Source organism: Salinicola socius (assembly GCF_001937195.1).
In the GTDB taxonomy this organism is placed as follows: domain Bacteria; phylum Pseudomonadota; class Gammaproteobacteria; order Pseudomonadales; family Halomonadaceae; genus Salinicola; species Salinicola socius.
In genome coordinates, this window is the sequence record NZ_MSDO01000002.1 from 103238 (window position 1) to 124846 (window position 21609).

Genomic DNA, 21609 nt, shown 5'->3' on the forward strand with positions numbered 1-21609 from the left:
GTCTTGTGAGCGGATCGGTCCGGCGGCACTCTGCCAGCCTAAACATCGTTAGGATAACACTTTATCGCTAATGGCAAATTCGTGCGGCCATCGAGACAACGGCGATCAGATGAGGCTAGCCGATCTGGTCGAGTTTTCCAGAATCGGAGCGGCGGTTGTGAGCATTCGGTACTGACTGGCGGCGCCTCTTCTACCGGCCTTTACGAAAGAGCACCGTCGGTTCGCTAAGGAGAAACGATGAAATCGCTGGCGCCGAGACGCTGACAAAGTTCATGCCCGGCGGGCGATGTCGAGTCAGGTCTGCGCCGGGATATAGTGATCATCGATCGAGAGTCCATCCCGCCATCCGCGCGCTCTCGCTGTCTTCCGCTGCCAGTCATCAGAGGTCGCCATGAGTTCATCTTCCTTTGCCGAGCGCATCGAGCAGACACCCGAACGGGTTGTCGAAGCCGAAGATCGATTGGCGCATCACGATTTTGCCGGCGCCATCGCCTTGCTCGAGCCGGCCTACCAGGCGGGTGATGACAGTCCGGATGTCGTCAGGGGCCTGATGTTGGCCTACCAGGGTGCTGGGGATACCGCCGGATACGAAGCGATGATGGGCGTTACGCTGCAGAAGTCGCCCGAACCACCCCTCAAGCTGGGAATTGCCCACGCCGAGGCGGCGATGACCCGGGCGGACTGGTCGGTAGCGGCAGACAGGTGGCAGTTCGTCATCGATCGTTGTGCCGGCTTCCCTCATCAGGTCCACGTGCGGCAGGCACGAGCCTTTCTCGCCGCTCGGCAATTCAGCCAGGCGCTGCGTGCGGTGAATCTGGCCCTGGAAAAGCAGCCCGGCAACACGACGCTCAGCGATCTCAAGGATGTCATTGCCAGTCAGAAGGCGAAGAAGTTCCAGCTGGCGGCGCACAAGCTGGCAGCCCCGGTCGCGATACGGTGGGAGGCCGGTGAAGGTCAGAAGCAGATCACGACGCTCGAGTCGTTCCGTCACTATCGAATCCGGGGCTGGATCGATGCCCGGCGGGACCAGCGGCCGGAGCTGACCGTTTCGACTAACGGCGACATCACCTGCCTCGGACTCACGGCGATCGAACCGAGTGCGCCTTACCAGGAGGCGGGATGGATGTTCGAGCACACGTTCGATCTCTCGCACGAGCTTACCCTGGGCGTTCGGCTCGAGGGCGGCAAAGCCTACGACTGTCTGCGTTTTTCGCTGGCGCCGGTCATGGAGGTTCTCGAGGGACGCGAAGGGTGGCTGTTTCTGGCCAACGATACCAACGCGAGCATCGATCAGTTCACCGGTAAAAGGCGCCTGGAAAGCAGTCAGGAACAGGCCTGGCAGCAGTTTGCCGCCCAGCTCGCGCCACTACAGCAACAGCGCTCGCTGTTGTTCCTGATCGCCAACTCCAAGGAGAAGGTCAGGCCGGAATGCTATCCGTTCGAGAAGGCCGATATCACCACGACCGAACAGGTGTCGGCGATCCTCAAGCAGGGCGAGATCGATTACTGCAATCCGGTCGCGGCGATGCAGGCGGTATCGGATAGCTACTATCCCACCGACACCCACTGGAGTGGCCGCGGCGCTTATCTCGCGTTTACCGCCTGCATGCGATATTTCGGGTTCGACGACGAGTTCGACTCGCTATACGCCTTCGAGCAGCGGGAGGTGGTCGGCGATCTGGGATCGAAGATGGATCCTCCTGCCAAGTCGCTTTCCACCGTCGCCGTTTTCCGGGAGAAGAGCGGCGTGTACTGCCGCTTTTCCAACTACCTGCCGGGCACCGGCAACATCACGATTTTCGAGAATTCCAAACCGATCCATGCCAGAACGCTGGTCATCTTCGGCGGTTCCTCGGCGGGTGCGGGCGGTTTCGCGATGCTGTTTGCCAACATTTTCCAGCGGGTCGTCGTGGTCAATCTGCCAGGCAGCCATGTTCAGGAAATCATCGATCATGAAGCCGCGGATTACGTGATTCTGCAGACCAATGAACGTTATCTCGCCACGCCCGGCAGGATCGTCAGGAGATTGGTCGAGGCGAATCTCGATCAGGCCGTCAAGGCGCTGCCGGCGGCCGAAAGGATCAAGCTGCTGGAGAGAATGAATCGTCACGCACCCTGTGAGCCTTATCATGGCCACATGACTGCGCTGCTGGCTGAGTGATCGGGTGGAAGGTGTCGGCTGTTCGTCCATGTTGCGGAGACAAGGCGGGAGCCTGACAGCCAGCGGATTGGCGTCGCGAATATACGATAACCGTGCTTATACGATAATTGTACGATGCAAGAAATTCTGTCAAGGTATCGCCTGACGACACCGACCTGTCGGTGAATCATGACGACGCCAAGGAGGGATTCTCATGCATCATCGTCTCGATTGCCCGCGCTGTGGCAGCCAGCAAGCCACTTCTTCCAACAGCGAGCTGGCCTGGGACGAGGTCTGTTGCGCGGCCTGCGGCGAGTTTCTCGAGACTCGCCAGTCGCTCGAGGAGCGCAATGCGCCGCTTTTGATCGAAACCTGCCTGAAGTCTCAAGCACTGGCTCGGGATATGGGTCTTCGAGTCTGACCGGTCACACCATGTCGCTGACCTGACAAGATCGCCGCCCATGGGTGGCCAGTACCAAGGAAGGAAGATGCTTAAAGTCACGCTGGATCTACGCTGTAACGTCTGCGGCGGCGAGCAGTTTCTACTGCCGACGTTGAGCGAAACGTCCGAAGACGTCCGTTGCGCCAGCTGTTCCGCTTTCAAATGCAAGAGCAATGACCTGGAGCGGGCAATGTCTACCGCCCAGCGTCAAAAGGCAGCCTTGGCGATAGTCGCCTGAGGGTTTCTTTCATTCCACGCTGTGGAAATTGATCACAAAAAAAGCACCCGTTCGGGTGCTTTTTCATGTTTGGTGGAGGCGGGGGGAATTGAACCCCCGTCCGCCGGCACTCGCCCATCAGCTCTACATGCTTAGTTCCGTCTTTTGATTTAACGCAGTGCACTCCGACGGGCAGGATGGCACCTTGCGATCTCTCTAAGGTTTAACGAATGTCAGGAGAGCGCTGACATCCTCGGTCCCATCAGCTTTAGCTCATATCCCCGCCGCGATGAATGGGCACATCGCTTTGGGGCCAGACTAACAACTAGCAGTTTTTACGCTGCCAGTGCGCCTTGAGCATAGTTTTCGTCGTTTGCGACTATTCATTTGCAACGTTGGATTTACGAGATACGTTACGCTCTCGGCATGCACCTCAGGGATTGTCACCAGCGTCGAAGCCATGTCGCCCCCGTATAACTCGTTCATTCTATCAGATGGCGACGAGTCCACGCCATATCAAGTGCTGTCCCGAGTATTCAGCGCACGATCAGGCGTGGTCACGTATGACGCGTGCCTTCTCGCGATTCCAGTCGCGCTCCTTCTCGGTGGCGCGCTTGTCGTGCAACTGCTTGCCGCGCACCAGTGCCAGCTCGCATTTGACCAGATTCTGCTTCCAGTAAAGCTTGAGTGGTACGCAGGTGTGCCCCTTCTCCTGAGTCCGGGAGAAGATCCGGGCGATCTCCTTGCGGTGCAGCAGCAGCTTGCGCGTTCGCGTCGGGTCGGCGAGAACGTGCGTGCTCGCCGTGTTGAGCGGCATGATGTGGCTGCCCAGCAGCCACGCCTCGCCATTCTTGACCAGAATGTAGGTGTCGGTCAGCTGAGCTTTGCCGGCGCGCAGGCTCTTGACCTCCCAGCCGGCCAGCGACAGGCCGGCCTCGAAGGTCTCGTCGATGTGATATTCGAACCGAGCCTTCTTGTTCTGGGCGATCATGTTGCTGCTTGGCGCGTTGCTTTTCTTCTTACCCATGACACCTCTTTACGGCGATATCCGGTATGCCCTCGGGCGGTGTGATGAATGGCCTTCACGCTGGCTATGCACTTCACACGCCAGACGCGGGAGAGAAGCGTCGGCGAGGCATCGTGTGAAGTCTAGTTATGAGGGCAGCCGTGATACCATTCAAGCATCGAAAACGGTGCCCCATGATACGCATGTCGGGGCGATAAATCAGTGGAGACCCCTATGCCCAGCGTGAATCGGTCCGCATTCGTTCGGCATACACCGGAACAGATGTTTGAACTGGTCAATGATTTCGAGCGCTACCCTGAGTTTCTGCCCGGCTGTCGACGAGCCAACGTCGTCGAACGGGGAGACGACTACCTGATCGGCCGGATGACGCTCGCCAAGGGCGGCGTGGAGCAGAGCGTGACCACCCGCAACGATCTCGAGCGGCCCGAACGTATCGATCTTTCGCTCGTCGACGGGCCTTTCAAGCGCCTCAGCGGCCAATGGCACTTCCGGGCGATGGGGGAAGATGCCTGCAAGATAGAACTCGAGATGAACTTCGAGTTCAGCAATCGGCTGCTGGGGATGGCGTTTGGTCGGCTGTTCCAGCAGGTGGCAGGCCAGCTGGTCGATGCGTTCACGCGCCGCGCCGATCAGGTCTACGGACGCTAGCGCAGGAATGCCAGGGAGGAGCGTGATGGCAAACATCGAAGTCGCTTTCGCAACGCCCGAGCATCAGGTGATCGTGAGTCTCTCGCTCGTGCCCGGGATCAACGCCAGGCAGGCAGTCATGCAGGCCAGCCTGTCCGAACGGCACCCGGCCTGGGCGCACGTCGACTTCGCCGAGGCGCCGGTGGGCGTCTTCGGTGTTCGCCTGGCCGCGCCGGAGGATTACCAGCCGGCCGCCGGAGACCGTCTCGAAGTCTACCGGCCCCTCGAGATCGATCCCATGCAGGCGAGACGCGAAAGGGCAGCCAGCGCCTCAGCGCGCTGACTGCCCTCTCATCCGCTCGAAAGGCGGCCGGCGGCGTTCTAGATGCCGCTGGGGCCGATCTGTGGCACCGGGGCCGCGCTGTCGCCGGCACCTTCCACGGCGGGGCCCGGGCCGTCGTCCTGGTTGAGTTCGACGTTGGAGTCCATATCGCCGGATTTGGCGATATCGGCCAGCTGATCGTTCTGGAAGGTCAGCGTCAGGCGCTTCTGCACCGTGTCACCGTAGGCTTCGTCGAGGTAGAAGACGTAGTCCCACTGATCCGATGAGAAGGGGGCTTCCATCAGTGGTGTCCCCATGATGTAGGCGACCTGTGCACGACTCATGCCGAGGTGGAGCTGAGACACCATATCCTTGGTGATGAGATTGCCTTGGGGGATGTCCCTTTTATAGACGCCAAAGTAGCTGCAGCCGGTGATGAGCGACACAGCGAGGATGAGTACAGTCGTTCTGATCAGATTTTGCATTTGGGCCCGTCTTTCACTATCGTTGCGTGGATTGATCATACCCGACACAAGACGCTACTGCGAAGAGCGACCATGGCCGACGAAAACCAAGAATTGCGTAAGGCGGGGCTGAAGGTCACTCTGCCGCGCGTCAAGATTCTGCAGATCCTCGAAGCGACTCGGATGGAAGAAGAGCTTCACATGAGTGCCGAGGACGTCTACAAGGCGCTGCTGGAATCGGGAGAAGATGTCGGATTGGCGACGGTCTATCGCGTTTTGACCCAGTTCGAAGCAGCAGGACTGGTCGTTCGACACAACTTCGACGGTGGTCATGCGGTTTTCGAGATGTCCCAGGAAGAGCACCATGACCATATGGTGGATCTGGAATCCGGTGAGATCGTCGAGTTCTTCGATGAAGAGATCGAACGCCGTCAGCGCGAGATCGTCGAGGAACACGGGTACGAACTGGTAGAGCACGCCCTGGTCCTCTATGTTCGCCCGCGGGGATCCAAGGCCACGCGTCAGGACGGTATCAAGAAGTAATCGCGCTATCGGCGCCAGGACAGAGAAAATCGGCTGCCGACATGTCGACAGCCGATGAAAGGACGCCAGACCGTAATACGCCGACCTCAAGGTCGGCGTTTTTGCGTTGGATTCTCCAGTTCGCAGGGAAAAGGTGGCGGCACGGCGCCGACGACGAGCGCGTCAGTGAGCCGAACTCTGGCTGGCCGCCAGCATTTCGCGGGCGTGGGCCAGTGTCCGATTGGAGAGCTTGACCCCCCCCAGCATCCGCGCCAGCTCGCGCACCCGCCCGGCGTCGTCCAACTGGGCCATCTCGGTATGCGTTTCGTCGTCGCTCGAGCGCTTCTCGATATGCAGATGCTGATGAGCCTGTGCGGCGACCTGCGGCAGATGGGTGACGGTCATGACCTGGGCGTCGTGGCCCAGCCGGCGCAGCAACTGGCCGACGATTTCCGCGGTGGCGCCGGAGATACCCACATCGACCTCATCGAAGACCAGCGTCGCCAGGGTGCTGTGACTCGCCGCGACGACCTGAATCGCCAGACTGACGCGAGAGAGTTCGCCGCCGGAAGCGACCTTGGCCAACGGCCGCGGCGGCTGACCCGGGTTGGCGCTGATCTGCAGGCTGACGCGATCCAGCCCGTGGGGTTGAGGTGTCTCCAGCGGCGTGACGTCGACGGCAAAGCGCGCCTTGTCCATCCCCAGAAATGCCAGCTGCTCCTGAACCTGCTGGGCAAAAGCCGTGGCCGTGCGCTGACGAGTCTCGCTGATCTTCCTGGCGTCGTCGCGATACTGCTGACGCAGGTCGTCGAGCCGGGTTCTCAGCGTTTCGAGATCGTCGTCGCCACTATCGAGCGCCTCGAGTTCTCCACTCAGCCGGCGATGCAGATCATCCAGCTCTTCCGGCATGACGTGATGCTTGCGTGCCACGCGATGAATTTCGGCGAGCCGTTCGTCGACCCAGGCGAGTCGCTGCGGGTCGAGCTCGTTGGATTCGACGAAGTGATGAAGTTCGCGGGCGGCTTCCTCGAGCTGGATCTGGGCGTCGTTCAGCATTGTCAGCGCTTCGGACAGGCTGCCGCGGTCGCTGCCGGGAACGCGAGAGAGACGTAGCGTCGCCTGCGAGAGTAGTGTCAGCGCACCGTTTTCATCGTGATCGCAGCTATCGGCGGCGAACTGCGCCTCGAGCAGGCTCTCCTCAAGATGCGCCAGCGTCTCCTGTTCCTGCTCCAGGCTTTCCAGTTCCTCGGCCTGCAGATCGAGCTGGTCGAGCTCCTCGACCTGGTAGCGCAGCAGCTGGCGCTTGGCCTGGCGTTCCTCGTCGTTCTCGCTGCGCTCGCGATACTGCCGGCGCAGCGCGTGCCACTGACGATGCAGATCGCCGAGCTCGGCGACCGCCTGGTGATGGCCGGCCGCGTCGTCGAGCAGGCGCCGATGGGTGTCCTCGTTGAGCAGGGCCTGATGGGCGTGCTGGCTATGCACGTCTATCAGGCATTCACCCAGCTCGCGCAGGTCCGCGATGGTGCAGGGCTGGCCGTTGATCCACGCCTTGGAACGGCCGCTGGCGGTAACGACGCGGCGCAACAGGCAGTCATCCGTGGCCAGCTCGCGTGCCGCCAGCCAGGCCTTGGCCTCTTCCCGCTCGGCGATGTCGAAGCGGGCGCTCAGGTCGGCGCGATCGGCGCCGTGGCGAACACCGCCAGCATCCGCGCGCTCCCCAAGGCAGAGCCCCAGCGCCCCGAGCAGAATCGATTTGCCGGCACCGGTCTCGCCGGTGATGGCGGTCATGCCGGCCTGAAACTCCAGGTCCAGCGTGTCGACGATAGCGAAGTCACGAATGGCGAGTTGAATCAGCATGCTGCCTCCCGAGTCGATGGCGGCTTTACGGTATCTGGCGGTGGGGGATGCGCCCGCCGGCAATCTGTTTGTTTATACAGTAGTCCAAAATCCCCTTCAACGACTCTTGTGACCCGCCATGCGATCGGTGCTTGAGATCTGAATCGATAGCCCCATATAGGCAGACAACTCCGACGCTTGTCGAATTGCTGTCACAACACCTTGCCAGGAGAGATTCATGGCTAGAGATCCGCAAAATCCCGTAGACGAAGAACTCGAGCGCGCAGAGCGCGACGGAGAACCGCAACATCAGTCCACCAACGACGCTTTGGACGGTGATCTGGAGCAGTTCGCGGAATCGCTCGAACACGAGGCGGATGACACCGAAGGGCTGGCCAACCCCGAAGCGGAGGTTCTGGCGGCCAGGGTCGAGGAGCTCGAGCAGGCGCTGGCGGAGGCCAAGGATCAGTCGATGCGCGCCGCTGCCGATGCGCAGAATGCCCGTCGCCGCGCCGAGCAGGACGCCGACAAGGCGAAGAAGTTTGCCCTCGAGAAGTTCGTCAAGGAGCTGCTTCCGGTGGTCGACAGCCTGGAAAAAGGGCTGGAAAGCATGCAGGACGTCGACGATACCCATCGCGAGGGTGTCTCGATGACGCTCAAGATGCAGCTCGACGTGCTGAGCAAGTTCGGTGTCGAGCAGCTCGAGCCGCAGGGCGAGCCGTTCGACCCGCAGTTCCACGAAGCCATGACGATGGTGCCCAACCCGGAGCTGGATCCCAATACCGTGATGGATGTGATGCAGAAGGGCTACACCCTGAACGGTCGGTTGATTCGCCCGGCCATGGTCGTGGTCAGCAAGGCGGCGGGCTAGGGAGCGGATGCCATCGGTTCGAATCGACGCTTCCGCTGAATCGTCGACGAGGACTTGAAAGGCGCCAACCAGCCCCCACATAGCAGTCAATCGCGCAGCAAGCGCCGTCATCAAAACGAATTGAGTCGTCAACGAATAGTTAGAGGTGAGGAATTATGGGACGCATCATTGGCATTGACCTGGGTACGACCAACTCCTGTGTGGCCGTGCTCGATGGTGACAAGACTCGTGTGATCGAGAACGCTGAAGGCGGCCGCACGACGCCTTCCATCATCGCCTATACCGACGACGGCGAAACGCTGGTCGGTCAGGCGGCCAAGCGTCAGGCGGTCACCAACCCCAACAACACGCTGTATGCGATCAAGCGTCTGGTGGGCCGCAAGTTCAAGGACGATGTCGTCCAGAAAGACATCAAGATGGTGCCCTACGAGATCGTCGAAGCCGACAACGGCGACGCCTGGGTCAAGGTCAACGGCAACAAGCTGGCGCCGCCGCAGGTCAGTGCGGAAGTGCTGAAGAAGATGAAGAAGACTGCCGAAGACTATCTCGGTGAAGAAGTGACCGAAGCGGTCATCACCGTTCCGGCCTACTTCAACGATTCTCAGCGCCAGGCGACTAAGGACGCGGGCCGCATTGCCGGTCTCGAGGTCAAGCGCATCATCAACGAGCCGACGGCTGCCGCGCTGGCCTACGGCATGGACCGCGCCACCGGCGACCGCACCATCGCAGTCTACGATCTGGGCGGCGGCACCTTCGACATCTCGATCATCGAGGTGGCCGATGTCGATGGTGAAAAGCAGTTCGAAGTGCTGGCCACCAACGGCGACACCTTCCTGGGTGGCGAAGATTTCGATCTCAAGCTGATCGACTATCTCGTCCAGCAGTTCAAGAGCGATTCGGGCATCGATCTGTCCGGCGACAGCCTGGCCATGCAGCGCCTGAAGGAAGCGGCCGAGAAAGCCAAGATCGAGCTCTCTTCCGCGCAGCAGACCGAAGTCAACCTGCCGTACATCACGGCGGACAACACCGGTCCCAAGCACCTGGCGATCAAGGTCACCCGCGCCAAGCTGGAATCGCTGGTCGAAGACCTGGTGGCTCGTTCACTGGGTCCGTGCAAGACCGCCATGCAGGATGCCGGCCTCTCCAATAGCGAGATTCAGGACGTGATTCTGGTCGGTGGTCAGACTCGTATGCCGATGGTCCAGAGCAAGGTCGCCGAATTCTTCGGCAAGGAAGCACGCAAGGACGTCAACCCGGACGAAGCCGTGGCCATGGGCGCCGCGATTCAGGGCGGCGTGCTGGGCGGAGACGTGAAAGACGTGCTGCTGCTCGACGTCACGCCGCTGACGCTGGGTATCGAGACGCTGGGTGGCGTGATGACCCCGCTGATCGAGAAGAACACCACGATCCCGACCAAGAAGACGCAGACGTTCTCGACTGCCGAAGACAACCAGACGGCCGTGACCATTCACGCGCTGCAGGGTGAGCGCAAGCAGGCCGGCCAGAACAAGTCACTGGGTCGTTTCGATCTGGCCGACATTCCGCCGGCACCGCGCGGCGTGCCGCAGATCGAAGTCGCTTTCGATCTGGATGCCAACGGCATTCTGCATATTACGGCCAAGGACAAGGCGACCGGCAAGGAACAGTCGATCGTGATCAAGTCCTCCAGCGGTCTCTCCGATGACGAGATCGACCAGATGGTCAAGGATGCCGAAGCGCACGAGGCCGAGGACAAGAAGTTCGAGGAGCTGGTCCAGCTGCGCAACCAGGCCGATGGCATGATCCACGCTTCGCGCAAGACGATCGAAGAAGCTGGCGACAAGGTCGATGCCGACGAGAAAAGCAAGATCGAGACCGCGATCAGCGAACTCGAGGAAGCGCTCAAGGGCGACGACAAGGATGCCATTCAGGCCAAACTGGATGCCCTGACCGAAGCCTCCGGCAACCTGGCTCAGAAGATGTATGCCGAGCAGGGTGAAGGTGCCGAGGCCGAAGGCCAGCCGGCAGACGACGCCCAGGCCAGCGGCAAGAAGAAAGAGGATGACGTGGTTGACGCCGAATTCGAAGAAGTCAACGACGATCAGAAAAAGCAATAACCACGACGTCTGACGCCGTGTGATCGGCAGGAGCGCGGGAGCCATCATGACTCCCGCGTTGCTGTTTGCACGGTGCCGACACGGAGGCGGACTCAGTAATGTCCCAACGTGACTATTACGAAGTACTAGGCGTCGACAAGGGCGCCGACGGCAAGGATATCAAGAAGGCGTATCGCCGGCTGGCGCAGAAGTATCATCCGGATCGCAATCCGGAAGATCAGCAGGCGGCGGAGAAGTTTCGCGAGGTCTCCGACGCCTACGAAGTGCTTTCCGACGACCAGAAACGTGCGGCCTACGACCAGTTCGGCCATGCGGGCGTCGACGGCCAGGGCGGCGGCTTCGGCGGCGGCGGTTTCGGCGGTGCCGGGGCTGGCGGTTTCAGCGATATCTTCGGCGATGTGTTCGGCGATATCTTCGGCGGCGGCGGTGGTCGGCGTCATCCGAACGCGCCCCAGCGCGGCAGCGACCTGCGCTACAACCTCGAGCTCGATCTCGAGAATGCGGTGTTCGGCACCACGGTCGATATCCGCGTGCCACGTCACGTCGAGTGCGAGCACTGCGATGCCAGCGGCGCCGAGCCGGGCTCCAGCAAGGAGACCTGTCCTACCTGTCATGGTCAGGGTCAGGTGCGGATGCAGCAGGGCTTCTTCGCCGTGCAGCAGACCTGCCCGACCTGCCACGGCAGCGGCCAGAGCATCAAGGTGCCGTGTCGCAAGTGTCATGGCGAAGGCCGCGTTCGCGAGACGCGCACGCTGTCGGTAAAGATTCCGGCGGGCGTCGATACCGGCGACCGCATCCGGCTCAACGCCGAAGGGGAGTCCGGGCTCAACGGTGGTCCCGCGGGCGATCTTTACGTCCAGGTCGAGATCAAGGCGCATCCGATCTTCGAGCGTGACGGCCGTCATCTGCATTGCGAAGTGCCGATCAATTTCGTCGATGCCGCGCTGGGTGGCGAGCTCGAAGTGCCGACGCTGGAAGGCCGGGTCAAGCTCAAGATTCCGCCCGAGACCCAGACCGGCAAGCTGTTCCGGCTGCGCGGCAAGGGCGTCAAGCCCGTGCGCGGCGGCCCGGCGGGCGATCTGCTTTGCAAGGTGGTGACCGAGACGCCGGTCAATCTCAATGAAGAGCAGAAAGATCTGCTGCGCAAGTTTCAGGACAGCCTGGGCAGTGCCAGTCGCCACTCGCCCAAGAAAGAGGGCTGGTTCGACGGCGTGAAGCGCTTCTTCGAGGATATGAAGCCGTAAGGTTTTATCGTCGCCGAGCGAAAAAGGCCTCATCCGAAAGATCGGATGAGGCCTTTTTTGTCACGCATCTATCCGACCACGGCTGGCGCCTCGCGAGCCCTCGCGAAGTCCCTTGTTCCTAGGCGCCGACTGGCCAGCCAGTAGCTGTTCTATCCTCGTGTCATCCCGCGTCGGAAGTCTCCTCCCAGTCCTTGACGGTCGACGACAGGGTCTTCAGCCGAGCGATTGCGAGGCGCGATACCGGGCTCAGCTCGCTGCCATCGGCTTCCGCGTAATCGATGATCTGGCGCTTCATGCTGCGCGCCCAGAATTTCTTGAGATGCGTCGCGACCAGTTCGGCCGCCTGGGCGTCGTCTCCATGATGGAGGTTGTTGGCGCCGATCTGATTGATCATTTTGATCAGCGGTGCGGTTGGCCCACCATGCCCCCCATCATTCATGTTCGAATGACTCATCTCATCTGCCCCCTGACGCCGGAAAGATAGCCGACGGCGCTCACTGGAGCGCCGCCGTGGTTGCTTCGGCGGATTCCAGGTAATGCTGCTGGCGCTCGTCGAAGCGCTGGAAATGCTGCTGCCAGGACGAAGGCTGGGAGACCTTTTCCACCTGCACCGCCGTCACCTTGTATTCCGGACAGTTGGTGGCCCAGTCGGAGTTGTCGGTAGTGATCACGTTGGCCCCGCTGCCCGGATGGTGGAACGTGGTATAGACCACGCCCGGCGCCATCCGATCACTGACGAGACAGCGCAGCACGGTCCGCCCGACCCGGCTGCTGATGCCCAGCCAGTCGCCGTCACGCAGGCCGCGGACCTCGGCGTCCGAGGGGTGAATCTCCAGCACGTCCTCGGCGTGCCAGGCCACGTTGTCGGTGCGTCGGGTCTGGGCGCCGACGTTGTACTGGCTGAGGATGCGCCCGGTGGTCAGCAGCAGCGGATAGCGGCGGGTGGCGCGCTCCTCGGTAGCCACGTAGTCGGTGATCGCGAAGTTGCCCTTGCCGATGGGGAAGTCGAGCGCGTGCATGGTTGGCGTGCCGTCGGGGAAGGCGTCGTTGCATGGCCACTGGATGCTGCCCCGCGCCTCGAGCCTGGCATAGCTGACGCCGGTGAACGTCGGCGTCAGCTGGGCGATCTCGTCCATGATCTCGGAGGGATGGGTGTAGTGCATGGCATAGCCCATTGCGTTGGCCAGATCCTGTGTGACCTCCCAGTCTTCCTTGCCAGCCACCGGCGGCATTACCTTGCGCACGCGGTTGATGCGCCGCTCGGCGTTGGTAAAGGTGCCATTCTTTTCCAGAAACGTGGAGCCGGGCAATAGAACGTGGGCGTACTTGGCGGTCTCGTTGAGAAAGATATCCTGTACGACCAGGCAATCCAGTGCGGTCAGGGCGGCTTCCACATGCTGGGTGTTGGGGTCCGACTGCGCGATGTCCTCGCCCTGGACGTAAAGCCCCTTGAAGGTGCCGGCGATGGCCGCGTCGAACATGTTGGGAATGCGCAACCCCGGCTCGTCGTCGATCGTGGTGTGCCAGACCGCCTCGAACTTCTGACGCACGGCCGGGTCGGCGACGTGCTGGTAGCCTGGCAGTTCGTGGGGAAACGAGCCCATGTCGCAGGAGCCCTGGACGTTGTTCTGGCCGCGCAGCGGATTGACCCCGACACCCTCGCGGCCGATGTTGCCGGTGGCCATGGCGAGGTTGGCGATGCCCATCACCATGGTCGAACCCTGGCTATGCTCGGTGACGCCCAGGCCATAGTAGATCGCCCCGTTGGCGGCGTTGGCGTAGGCACGTGCTGCCTCTCGCACCTGCATCGCAGGCACGCCGGTGACCGATTCCAGAGCTTCCGGTGAGTGTTGCGCTTCCCGAATGAAGTCGCGCCAGCGTTGGTAGGCTTCGCTGTCGCAGCGACGCGTGATGAAGTCGGCGTCTTCCAGGCCTTCGGTCACCACCACATGGGCCAGCGAATTCACCAGCGCCACGTTGGTACCCGGCTTGAGCGGCAGATGCAGGCTCCTGCTGCCATGTGGCGTCTTGAGCAGATCGATCCGGCGCGGATCGGCCACGATCAGCGTGGCGCCCTGGCGCAGGCGGCGCTTCATCTGGGAGGCGAACACCGGGTGGGCATCGGTGGGGTTGGCGCCGATCACCAGAATGGTGTCGGCCTTCATCACCGAATCGAAGGTCTGGGTGCCGGCGGACTCGCCCAGGGTCGTCTTGAGGCCATAGCCGGTGGGCGAGTGGCAGACCCGGGCACAGGTATCGGTATTGTTGTTGCCGAATGCGGTGCGGATCAGTTTCTGGACCAGATAGGTCTCTTCGTTGGTGCAGCGCGACGAGGTGATGCCGCCGATGCTCTCGCGACCGTACTTCGCCTGAGTCTCCTTGAGGCGCCGCGCGGCGAAGGCGATCGCCTCTTCCCAGGCGACGGGGCGCCACGGCTCGTCGATGCTGTCCCTGATCATCGGCTCGCGAATGCGATCCTTGTGGGTCGCGTAGCCGAAGGCAAAGCGCCCCTTGACGCAGGAGTGGCCATGATTCGCGTCGCCGCCCTTGTACGGCACCATGCGCACCAGCTTGTCGCCCTTCATCTGCGCCTCGAACGAGCAGCCCACGCCGCAGTAGGCGCAGGTGGTGACCACGCTGTGCTCGGGCACGCCCTGGTCGATGACGCTCTTCTCCATCAGCGTCGATGTCGGGCAGGCCTGCACGCAGGCGCCGCAGGAAACGCACTCCGAATCCATGAACGGCTCGTTCTGGCTGGCAGCGACCTTGGAGTCGAAGCCGCGGCCTTCGATGGTCAGGGCGAAGGTGCCCTGGACCTCGCCGCAGGCGCGCACGCAGCGCGAGCAGACGATGCACTTGCTGGGGTCGAAGCTGAAGTAGGGGTTGGAGTCGTCGATCTCGGCATCCAGGTGATTGGCGCCGTCGAAGCCGTAGCGCACCTCGCGCAGGCCCACGGCACCGGCCATGTCCTGCAGTTCGCAGTCGCCATTGGCAGGGCAGGTCAGGCAGTCCAGCGGATGATCGGAGATGTAGAGCTCCATGACGTTACGCCGCAGCTTGGCGAGCTTGCCATTCTGGGTGGTGACCGCCATGCCTTCGGTCACCGGCGTGGTACAGGAGGCCGGGTAGCCGCGTCGACCCTCGATCTCGACGGCGCACAGGCGGCAGGAGCCGAAGGCCTCGAGATTGTCGGACGCGCACAGCTTGGGAATGGTGATGCCGGCGAGCGCCGCGGCGCGCAGTACCGAGGTGCCCTCCGGTACGCTGATCTCGACGCCATCGATAGTCAGCGGAACCAGGGTTTCCGAGAGTCTTGCCGGTGTTCCCAGGTCGCGGTCGAACTGTTTCGGATCGAAATGTTGCAGCATGACTACCTCCCGCCTTCGGCATGTCGCGGTGTCAGGTCATCGGGAAAATGCTTCATCACGCTCTGGACGGGGAACGGTGTCATCCCGCCCATGGCGCAGAGCGAACCGTCGACCATGGTGTCGCAGAGATCGGCAAGCAGGGCGAGATTTTCCGTGGCCCGCTCGCCGGCGCGGATGCGATCGATCACTTCCACGCCACGCACGGCGCCGATTCGACACGGCGTGCACTTGCCGCAGGATTCGACGCTGCAGAATTCCATCGCAAAGCGCGCCTGATCGCCCATGTCGACGCTGTCGTCGAACATCACCACGCCACCATGGCCGACGACGCCCCCGAAAGCGGCGAAGCCTTCGTAATCGATGGGGCTGTCCCACTGGCTCTCGGGCAGATAGGCGCCGAGCGGGCCACCGACCTGCACTGCCTTGAGCGGACGGCCACTCTGCGTGCCGCCGCCGAAATCCTCCATCAGCTCGCGCAGCGTGACGCCGAACGCCAGCTCTACCAGCCCGCCACGCGCGACGTTGCCGGCCAGCTGCAGCGGGAGTGTCCCGCGGGACTTGCCCATGCCGTAGTCGGCGTAGGCCTGGCCACCCTGATCGAGGATGTAGGGAACGGCAGCCAGCGAGAGCACGTTGTTGACCACGGTAGGGCGCCCGAACAGACCCTCGATGGCGGGCAGCGGCGGCTTGGCGCGGACCAGGCCGCGCTTGCCTTCGAGGCTCTCCAGCAGGGATGTCTCCTCGCCGCAGATATAGGCACCGGCTCCCAGGCGAATCTCGAGCTCGAATGCCTTGCCGCTGCCGAGCAGGCTCGGCCCCAGATAGCCCGCTGCACGTGCTCGCGAGATCGCCTCCCCGAAGATGGCGTGGGCGTTCGGATACTCCGAGCGCAGGTAGACGTAGCCTTGGGTCGCGCCCACCGCGAGGCCCGCTATCGCCATTCCCTCGATCAGCAGGTAGGGATCGCATTCCATGATCAGACGATCGGCGAAGGTGCCGGAGTCGCCCTCGTCGGCATTGCAGACGATGAACTTCTGACCCGGTGGCTGATCGTGCACCGTCTGCCACTTGATCGCGGTGGGGAAGGCGGCCCCGCCGCGGCCACGAAGGCCGGATATCTTGACCTCGTCGACGATTTTCCGGGCGTCTCGTGCAAGCGCCTTCTTCAGCCCTTCGAAGCCGCGCAGCGCGGTGTAATCCTCGAGCGAGACCGGATCGGTGATGCCGATCCGCGAGAACGTCAGTCGCTGCTGGGCTTTGAGGTAGGGAATCTCCTCGGTCAGCCCCAGCGCCAGCGGATGATCCGAGCGTCCTTCGAACAGGCCGGCCTCGATCAGCGCGTCGACATCTTCAGGCTCGACCGGTCCGTAAGCGACTCGGCCCGCAGCTGTCTCGACCTCCACCAGCGGCTCCAGCCAGCACAGGCCGCGGGAGCCATTGCGCACGATCCGCAGGTCCAGCGAGCGTTGCCGAGCGGCCCGCTCGAGGCGAGCGACGATCGCCTCCGCGCCCAGCGAGAGCGCGGTGGTGTCGCGAGGTACGTAGACGGTGGTCGTCATCATCGAACCTCCACGACGGTCGCCTTCAGTTGCTCGGCCAGACGATCGAACTTGGCGGCCGTCATGCGGCCGTGAATCTCGTCGTTGACCCGGATCGTCGGCCCGCAGGCGCAATTGCCCAGGCAGTAGACCGGCTCCAGCGTGATCTCGCCGTCATTCGTGGTGTGGTGGTAGTCCACGCCGAGCACGGCTTTGACGTGACTTTCCAATGGCCGACAGCCTCTTGCCTGGCAGGCCTCCGCCCGACACACCTGCACCACGCTGCGACCTGGCAGCTGCGTCCGGAAATGGTGATAGAAGCTGATGATGCCGTGGACGTCGGCGCGAGTCTGGCGCAGCGACTCGGCGATGATCGGAATCGCCGCTTCGGGAATGTGGCCGAAGCGATCCTGGATGGCATGAAGCGTGGGCAGCATGGCGCCCGGCATCGATTTGTGGGCGTCGATCACGTCCTGAATCTGTGCCGGCGTCCAGGCGCCGTCGGTCTGCGGGCTGGCGTGTGGCATGGCCTGGTCGTCTCATCAAGCAGTTGGATTTCGTCCGGCGACTTCGCACCTCTCGCCAGCTCTCAGCCAATCGTCTTATAGGAATCGTTGTTCTTAACTGTTTTAAGTTGGGTGCCGCTAGACGCCAACCTAGCACTCCCGAGGGGCGCGAGAAATATGAACGACGATGCTTAGAAAAAAGTTGAATATCACGCCAGCGTGGCTATTTCGCAGCGATGACGGCGAACTGCTCGACCCGGTGCTGTTTCGGCTGCTCGCCAATCTGCGCGAGACCGGCAAGCTGACGCGGGCGGCGGAAGAGGCGGGCGTCTCCTACCGCCACGCCTGGAATCTGCTCAACCGTGGCGCAACGTTCTTCGGGATGGCGCTGGTCGACATGCGAAAAGGGTACGGCACGCAGCTCTCCCCTCTGGGCGAAAAATTGCTGTGGTCGGAGCAGCGCGTCAGGGCAAGATTGGGCCCGCAAATCGACAGCATGGCCTCCGAACTCAATCATCAGCTGCAACAGTTGCTGGAAGGGACTCACCCGGTACTGCGCCTGCATGCCAGTCACGGTTACGCGGTGGCGCTGTTGCCGGCGTGTCCCGGCGAACTCGATCTGCGCTACTGCAATCCGCAGGAGGCGCTGAACGCGTTGGGGCGTGGCGAATGCGACCTGGCCAGCTTTCACGTGCCATCCTGCCCGCGGCTCGCCGAGCGGGTGATGCAGGTCTATCGGCCGCAGCTGGAGGGGCAGGCGCTCAGGATCATTCGATTCGTCACCCGTCGGCAGGGGTTGATCCTGCGGACCGAGGATCGAGACAGGATCCGGTCGCTGGCGGATCTTACCCGGGCCGATGTGCGCTTCATCAATCGCGATGAACACTCCGGGACCCGCGTGCTTTTCAATCTTTTGCTGGCGGAGCACGGTATTGCGGAAGCTCAGATTCCTGGTGCTGCCCAGGAAGAGTTCACTCATACCGCGGTAGCTGCCTACGTGGCCGCCGGCATGGCTGACGTCGGTTTCGGTCTGGAAGCGGCGGCGGCGCAGTTCGGGCTCGGGTTTCTGCCGCTCTCCACCGAGCACTACCTGCTGATCGGTCACGAAGATCGCCTCAGGCAGGACAACGTCCAGCAACTGCTCGCCTTCATGGGCTCGCAGGCATTTCTGACCAGCATCGAGACGCTGAGCGGCTATGCCCCGGACCGCTGCGGAGAGGTGGATTCGTTCGAGTCGCTGCTGGCGGAGGATCGAGAGGCGGATCGGGGATAGAAACGGAGAGACTGGAAACGCAACGGCCGGACGCTCCCGAGCGTCCGGCCGCGGAAAAGCGGATAGGATCTAGAACAGCGCGGCCGCCTTGGCCAGGGCGATGTAGAGCCCGATCAGGAACGGAATGCCCACGCCGAGCCAGGCGAGAACACCGCCGACACCGAAGCGGCCACGGGCCGCGGTCTCGGCATTGGAAGCGACGCCGTCTTCCTTCTGTAGCGCGCGCTCCCGGGCCAGCTCCTCATCGCTCATCTGTTGCTCCGGCTTGACCGGCTTGACCAGCGAATTGCAGATCAGGCCCAGGAACAGCAGCCCAGCCATGATGTAGAGCGTACGATCATAGACCAGGCTCGGTTCGACGCCGGCGTCGAGCTGGGCCTGACGCAGTGCAGCGATGATCAGCGGGCCGACCAGGCCGGCGGCGGTCCAGGCCGTGAGCAGACGGCCGTGAATCGCGCCAACCATCTGGGTGCCGAAGATATCGGCCAGATAGGCCGGTACCGTGGCGAAGCCGCCGCCGTACATGCTCAAGATGACGCAGATCGAGATCACGAACAGCCCGGCCATGCCCAGGTGGCCCCACATCGGCAGCAGGCAGTACATGATGATGCCGATCACGAAGAAGCAGAAGTAGGTGTTCTTGCGCCCGATCTTGTCCGACAGCGATGCCCAGAACAGACGTCCAACGCTGTTGAAAAGGCTGATCAGACCGACCAGGCCGGCCGCGGCGGCAACCACGGCCGCCTGCTGCGCTTCGCTGAGCGTGGCGGCGCGATCGGCGAGACCCACAAGAGCGCCGCCGAAGACATCCTGCAGCATCGGGCTGGCCATCGAGATCACCGCGATACCCGCGGTCACGTTGAGGAACAGCACGCCCCAGATCAGCCAGAACTGCTTGGTCTTCCACGCCGTCTTCAGGTGAACGTGGCCTTGGGAAATCATGGCGTTGGACTTGGCGTTCTTCGGTGCTGTCCATCCGCTCGGCTTCCAGCCGTTGGGTGGTACACGGAACCCGATCGCGCCGCAGGCCATGACGATGGCGTAGATGACGCCCATGGTGATCAGCGTCATGGCGACGCCGGTGCCACCATTCGCGGAATAGTGGTTCATCAGTACCACCGCGAGCGGTGCCCCGACCATCGCGCCGCCGCCGTAACCCATGATGGCGAAGCCGGTCGCCATGCCGCGGCGGTCCGGGAACCACTTGATCAGGGTCGAGACCGGCGTGATGTAGCCGAGACCCTGGCCGATGCCGCCCAGCACGCCGCAGCCCAGATAGACCAGCCATAGCTGATGGTTCATGACCCCGAGGCCACCGACGATCAGACCGCCGCCCCAGCATAGCGCGGCGATGCAGCCGGCCTTTCTCGGCCCTGCATGCTCGAGCCAGGCACCCCAGATCGCCGCCGACACGCCGAGCATGGCAATGAAGATACCGAACACATAGGTGACCTGGGGGACGCTCCAGTTGCAGCTCGTCGTGGTCAATGCCTGGAACAGACCGAGATTGGTGCAACTGGCAGGGGCGTTGACGATCTCCTGGCTCATGGGAAGCCAGAACACCGAGAAGCCGTAGGCCATGCCGATACAGAGATGGATCGCCAACGCTGCGGTGGGCACCAGCCAGCGATTGAAGTTAGGTCCCGCTACCGTTCTTTCACGGGAGAAAAACCCCGCCGATGTGTCGCCGCCGGCATCCAGCGCGGCCTGATTGATCCCACTCATCCTGAACCCTCGTCTTGATTATCGTGTCGTTGGCGCTGCCGGTGCTACCGGGAAGACACCGCGTGCCCTACATCGGCAGGAATGGCCCTTGGCTTGAACGTCGAACCTATGAACACGAATTCTTATCCTGAGTGTCGTCGCGTTCACCGGGCCGTCGGCAGGATCGAATCAGTGGAGGGAAATGGCAACTAGCGGAAATCATTATGCGGCGCCATGCATAGGTGCGACCTTGGCTATCGCTGCTGCGACATCCACGGTACCGGTCCAGGATCATGGGGTCCGATCGCCGACCTCGGTCACGGCAAAGCAGGTCAGCAGGGTGCGCTGCACCAGACTGAAGTTATCGTCGCTGACCATCAGATAGCGATGGGGGCCGATCCGGGTCAGGCCTTCGAAGTTGTCCAGTGACCAGCCATCACCGTTGGAAAGTCTGGCCAGCTCAGTGACGCTGATGCTGCCGTCGCTGTTGATGCGCGCTCGCCGCAGCCGGATCACCAGCGAAGCCGGTGGGGTGTAAGCGCGCTCCAGGGTCAGTAGATCGCCATCCAGATTTTCCATCGCGGTCAGGGCGCTGTTGGCGTTGTCCGCCAACGGATATCGCCATTCGTGCTGACCATCGAGCGTGAAGATTCGGGTGAGCTTCTCGGGCCATCCCTCGGGAGGCGTTTCGATCCCGCCGATGAGACCGAGTCCAGGTAGCGCCGTGATCGCCTCCAGCCCGCCGTTGGAGTTGACGTCCGACAGCCCTGCCGGTCGATGCGCCGGCTCGCTGGCAATACCCGAAGGCAGAAAGCGCTGCCAGCGGGCGTTGCCTTGCGCCTCGTTCTTGGTATCACCGTTCTTCGTATCACCGCCTTCGCCCCCCGCCGCGTCGCCTTCGAAGCCGATCACCAGTTGGGTATTGCCACGCACGCCGTCGTTGGCGTTCTCCAACGTCAGCGCTTCGGCATCGCTGCTGGCACTCGCCAGGATGGCGCCATCCTCGCCGCGTAGCGGGTAGGTATCCAGCGGCTCATAGTCACGTAGCTCGCCGCTGCCACTGAATGTCAGCCGAGCGCGGTGTAGCCAGCCGCGATCGGAAATCAGGAATAGCATCGACTCATCGTCGTCCCAGCCGAGATCGGAAAGCCCGCCCACCGGTGTTCCGTCCTGCCACTCCGACGGCAGAGCCAGCGTCCCGCACCAGTCGATGTTCGGCGTGCCGGCCAAGAGATCCACGGGCGCAATGGCCGTGCGCTGGGGCGTGGCGCTGCAGCCGGCGAGCAATGCTGCGCCGATTGATATCCAGATGCGATGACAGCGTGTTGGCATGGGACGGGGACTCCGGAGATGCTCGACGCCCTCCAGTGTAGCCTGCGCCGCCAACCCGGTGCTGGCTGATATACTGCCGC

Annotated in this window: 19 protein-coding genes and 1 other RNA gene; 10 read left to right on the forward strand and 10 right to left on the reverse strand. The window is 62.5% G+C overall.

Annotated features, from left to right (window positions below; translation table 11 throughout):
• The first annotated feature begins 391 nt into the window (after window positions 1-391).
• The 3 genes from BTW07_RS02190 to BTW07_RS02200 all read left to right on the forward strand — a co-directional run bounded on the left by BTW07_RS02190 (window position 392) and on the right by BTW07_RS02200 (window position 2820).
• Window positions 392-2161: an alginate O-acetyltransferase AlgX-related protein gene (locus BTW07_RS02190; RefSeq protein WP_075568521.1), complete on the forward strand. Its 1770-nt coding sequence runs from the start codon at window positions 392-394 to the stop codon at window positions 2159-2161.
• Between the two features lie 193 nt (window positions 2162-2354).
• On the forward strand, window positions 2355-2561 hold the full coding sequence (locus BTW07_RS02195; RefSeq protein WP_075568522.1) for a hypothetical protein: 207 nt from the start codon (window positions 2355-2357) through the stop codon (window positions 2559-2561).
• 67 nt (window positions 2562-2628) lie between these two features.
• Window positions 2629-2820, forward strand: coding sequence for a hypothetical protein (locus BTW07_RS02200; RefSeq protein WP_110642074.1), 192 nt, complete (start codon window positions 2629-2631; stop codon window positions 2818-2820).
• A 70-nt stretch (window positions 2821-2890) separates the two neighbouring features.
• On the opposite strand, the gene ssrA is transcribed toward BTW07_RS02200, so the two are convergent.
• Together ssrA and smpB are read right to left on the reverse strand one after the other, a co-directional pair.
• Window positions 2891-3270, reverse strand: a transfer-messenger RNA (tmRNA) gene (gene ssrA / locus BTW07_RS02205).
• A gap of 76 nt (window positions 3271-3346) precedes the next feature.
• Complete coding sequence (gene smpB / locus BTW07_RS02210) at window positions 3347-3826, reverse strand: SsrA-binding protein SmpB (RefSeq protein WP_075568524.1); 480 nt, start codon at window positions 3824-3826, stop codon at window positions 3347-3349.
• Between the two features lie 213 nt (window positions 3827-4039).
• Between smpB and BTW07_RS02215 the strand changes: the two genes are divergently transcribed.
• Window positions 4040-4474 (forward strand): type II toxin-antitoxin system RatA family toxin, encoded by a 435-nt coding sequence (locus tag BTW07_RS02215; protein ID WP_075568525.1) that lies wholly within the window; start codon window positions 4040-4042, stop codon window positions 4472-4474.
• 25 nt (window positions 4475-4499) lie between these two features.
• Window positions 4500-4796, forward strand: coding sequence for an RnfH family protein (locus BTW07_RS02220; RefSeq protein WP_075568526.1), 297 nt, complete (start codon window positions 4500-4502; stop codon window positions 4794-4796).
• Window positions 4797-4834: 38 nt separating this feature from the next.
• Here BTW07_RS02220 and BTW07_RS02225 read toward each other — a convergent pair whose 3' ends face one another.
• A complete protein-coding gene (locus BTW07_RS02225; protein WP_075568527.1) occupies window positions 4835-5260 on the reverse strand; it encodes an outer membrane protein assembly factor BamE in 426 nt (141 codons plus the stop codon).
• 72 nt (window positions 5261-5332) lie between these two features.
• Here BTW07_RS02225 and fur point away from each other — a divergent pair, with 72 nt between their 5' ends.
• Window positions 5333-5782 carry a ferric iron uptake transcriptional regulator gene (fur, locus tag BTW07_RS02230; protein WP_075568528.1) on the forward strand — a complete coding sequence of 150 codons (450 nt, stop codon included), beginning with the start codon at window positions 5333-5335 and terminating at the stop codon, window positions 5780-5782.
• 162 nt (window positions 5783-5944) lie between these two features.
• Here the strand turns inward: fur and recN are convergent, their stop codons facing one another.
• Window positions 5945-7618 carry a DNA repair protein RecN gene (gene recN / locus BTW07_RS02235; RefSeq protein WP_075568529.1) on the reverse strand — a complete coding sequence of 558 codons (1674 nt, stop codon included), beginning with the start codon at window positions 7616-7618 and terminating at the stop codon, window positions 5945-5947.
• 217 nt (window positions 7619-7835) lie between these two features.
• On the opposite strand from recN, the gene grpE reads away from it, so the two are divergent.
• The 3 genes from grpE to dnaJ all read left to right on the forward strand — a co-directional run bounded on the left by grpE (window position 7836) and on the right by dnaJ (window position 11808).
• Window positions 7836-8468, forward strand: coding sequence for a nucleotide exchange factor GrpE (gene grpE, locus BTW07_RS02240; protein WP_075568530.1), 633 nt, complete (start codon window positions 7836-7838; stop codon window positions 8466-8468).
• A 155-nt stretch (window positions 8469-8623) separates the two neighbouring features.
• The gene (gene dnaK / locus BTW07_RS02245; RefSeq protein ID WP_075568531.1) at window positions 8624-10564 is read left to right on the forward strand and encodes a molecular chaperone DnaK; all 1941 of its coding nucleotides are present in this window, start codon (window positions 8624-8626) and stop codon (window positions 10562-10564) included.
• Between the two features lie 98 nt (window positions 10565-10662).
• On the forward strand, window positions 10663-11808 hold the full coding sequence (gene dnaJ / locus BTW07_RS02250) for a molecular chaperone DnaJ (protein WP_075568532.1): 1146 nt from the start codon (window positions 10663-10665) through the stop codon (window positions 11806-11808).
• 160 nt (window positions 11809-11968) lie between these two features.
• On the opposite strand, the gene BTW07_RS02255 is transcribed toward dnaJ, so the two are convergent.
• From BTW07_RS02255 to BTW07_RS02270, 4 genes are read right to left on the reverse strand one after another with little or no spacing between them, the layout of a single operon-like run.
• Entirely contained in the window at window positions 11969-12262 is a 294-nt protein-coding gene (locus BTW07_RS02255) for a formate dehydrogenase subunit delta (protein ID WP_232823935.1), read from the reverse strand.
• A 40-nt stretch (window positions 12263-12302) separates the two neighbouring features.
• Window positions 12303-15176, reverse strand: coding sequence for a formate dehydrogenase subunit alpha (gene fdhF, locus BTW07_RS02260; protein ID WP_075568534.1), 2874 nt, complete (start codon window positions 15174-15176; stop codon window positions 12303-12305).
• Window positions 15177-15178: 2 nt separating this feature from the next.
• Window positions 15179-16735 carry a formate dehydrogenase beta subunit gene (locus tag BTW07_RS02265; RefSeq protein ID WP_075568652.1) on the reverse strand — a complete coding sequence of 519 codons (1557 nt, stop codon included), beginning with the start codon at window positions 16733-16735 and terminating at the stop codon, window positions 15179-15181.
• Entirely contained in the window at window positions 16735-17241 is a 507-nt protein-coding gene (locus BTW07_RS02270) for a formate dehydrogenase subunit gamma (protein ID WP_075568535.1), read from the reverse strand. Before BTW07_RS02270 ends, BTW07_RS02265 begins: the two co-directional genes overlap by 1 nt.
• A 181-nt stretch (window positions 17242-17422) precedes the next feature.
• Here BTW07_RS02270 and BTW07_RS02275 point away from each other — a divergent pair, with 181 nt between their 5' ends.
• Window positions 17423-18493: a substrate-binding domain-containing protein gene (locus tag BTW07_RS02275; RefSeq protein WP_244158295.1), complete on the forward strand. Its 1071-nt coding sequence runs from the start codon at window positions 17423-17425 to the stop codon at window positions 18491-18493.
• Between the two features lie 69 nt (window positions 18494-18562).
• Here BTW07_RS02275 and BTW07_RS02280 read toward each other — a convergent pair whose 3' ends face one another.
• Both BTW07_RS02280 and BTW07_RS02285 read right to left on the reverse strand, forming a co-directional pair.
• On the reverse strand, window positions 18563-20218 hold the full coding sequence (locus BTW07_RS02280) for an OFA family MFS transporter (protein WP_075568537.1): 1656 nt from the start codon (window positions 20216-20218) through the stop codon (window positions 18563-18565).
• 270 nt (window positions 20219-20488) lie between these two features.
• Complete coding sequence (locus BTW07_RS02285) at window positions 20489-21529, reverse strand: esterase-like activity of phytase family protein (protein WP_075568538.1); 1041 nt, start codon at window positions 21527-21529, stop codon at window positions 20489-20491.
• Between the last annotated feature and the right edge of the window lie 80 nt (window positions 21530-21609).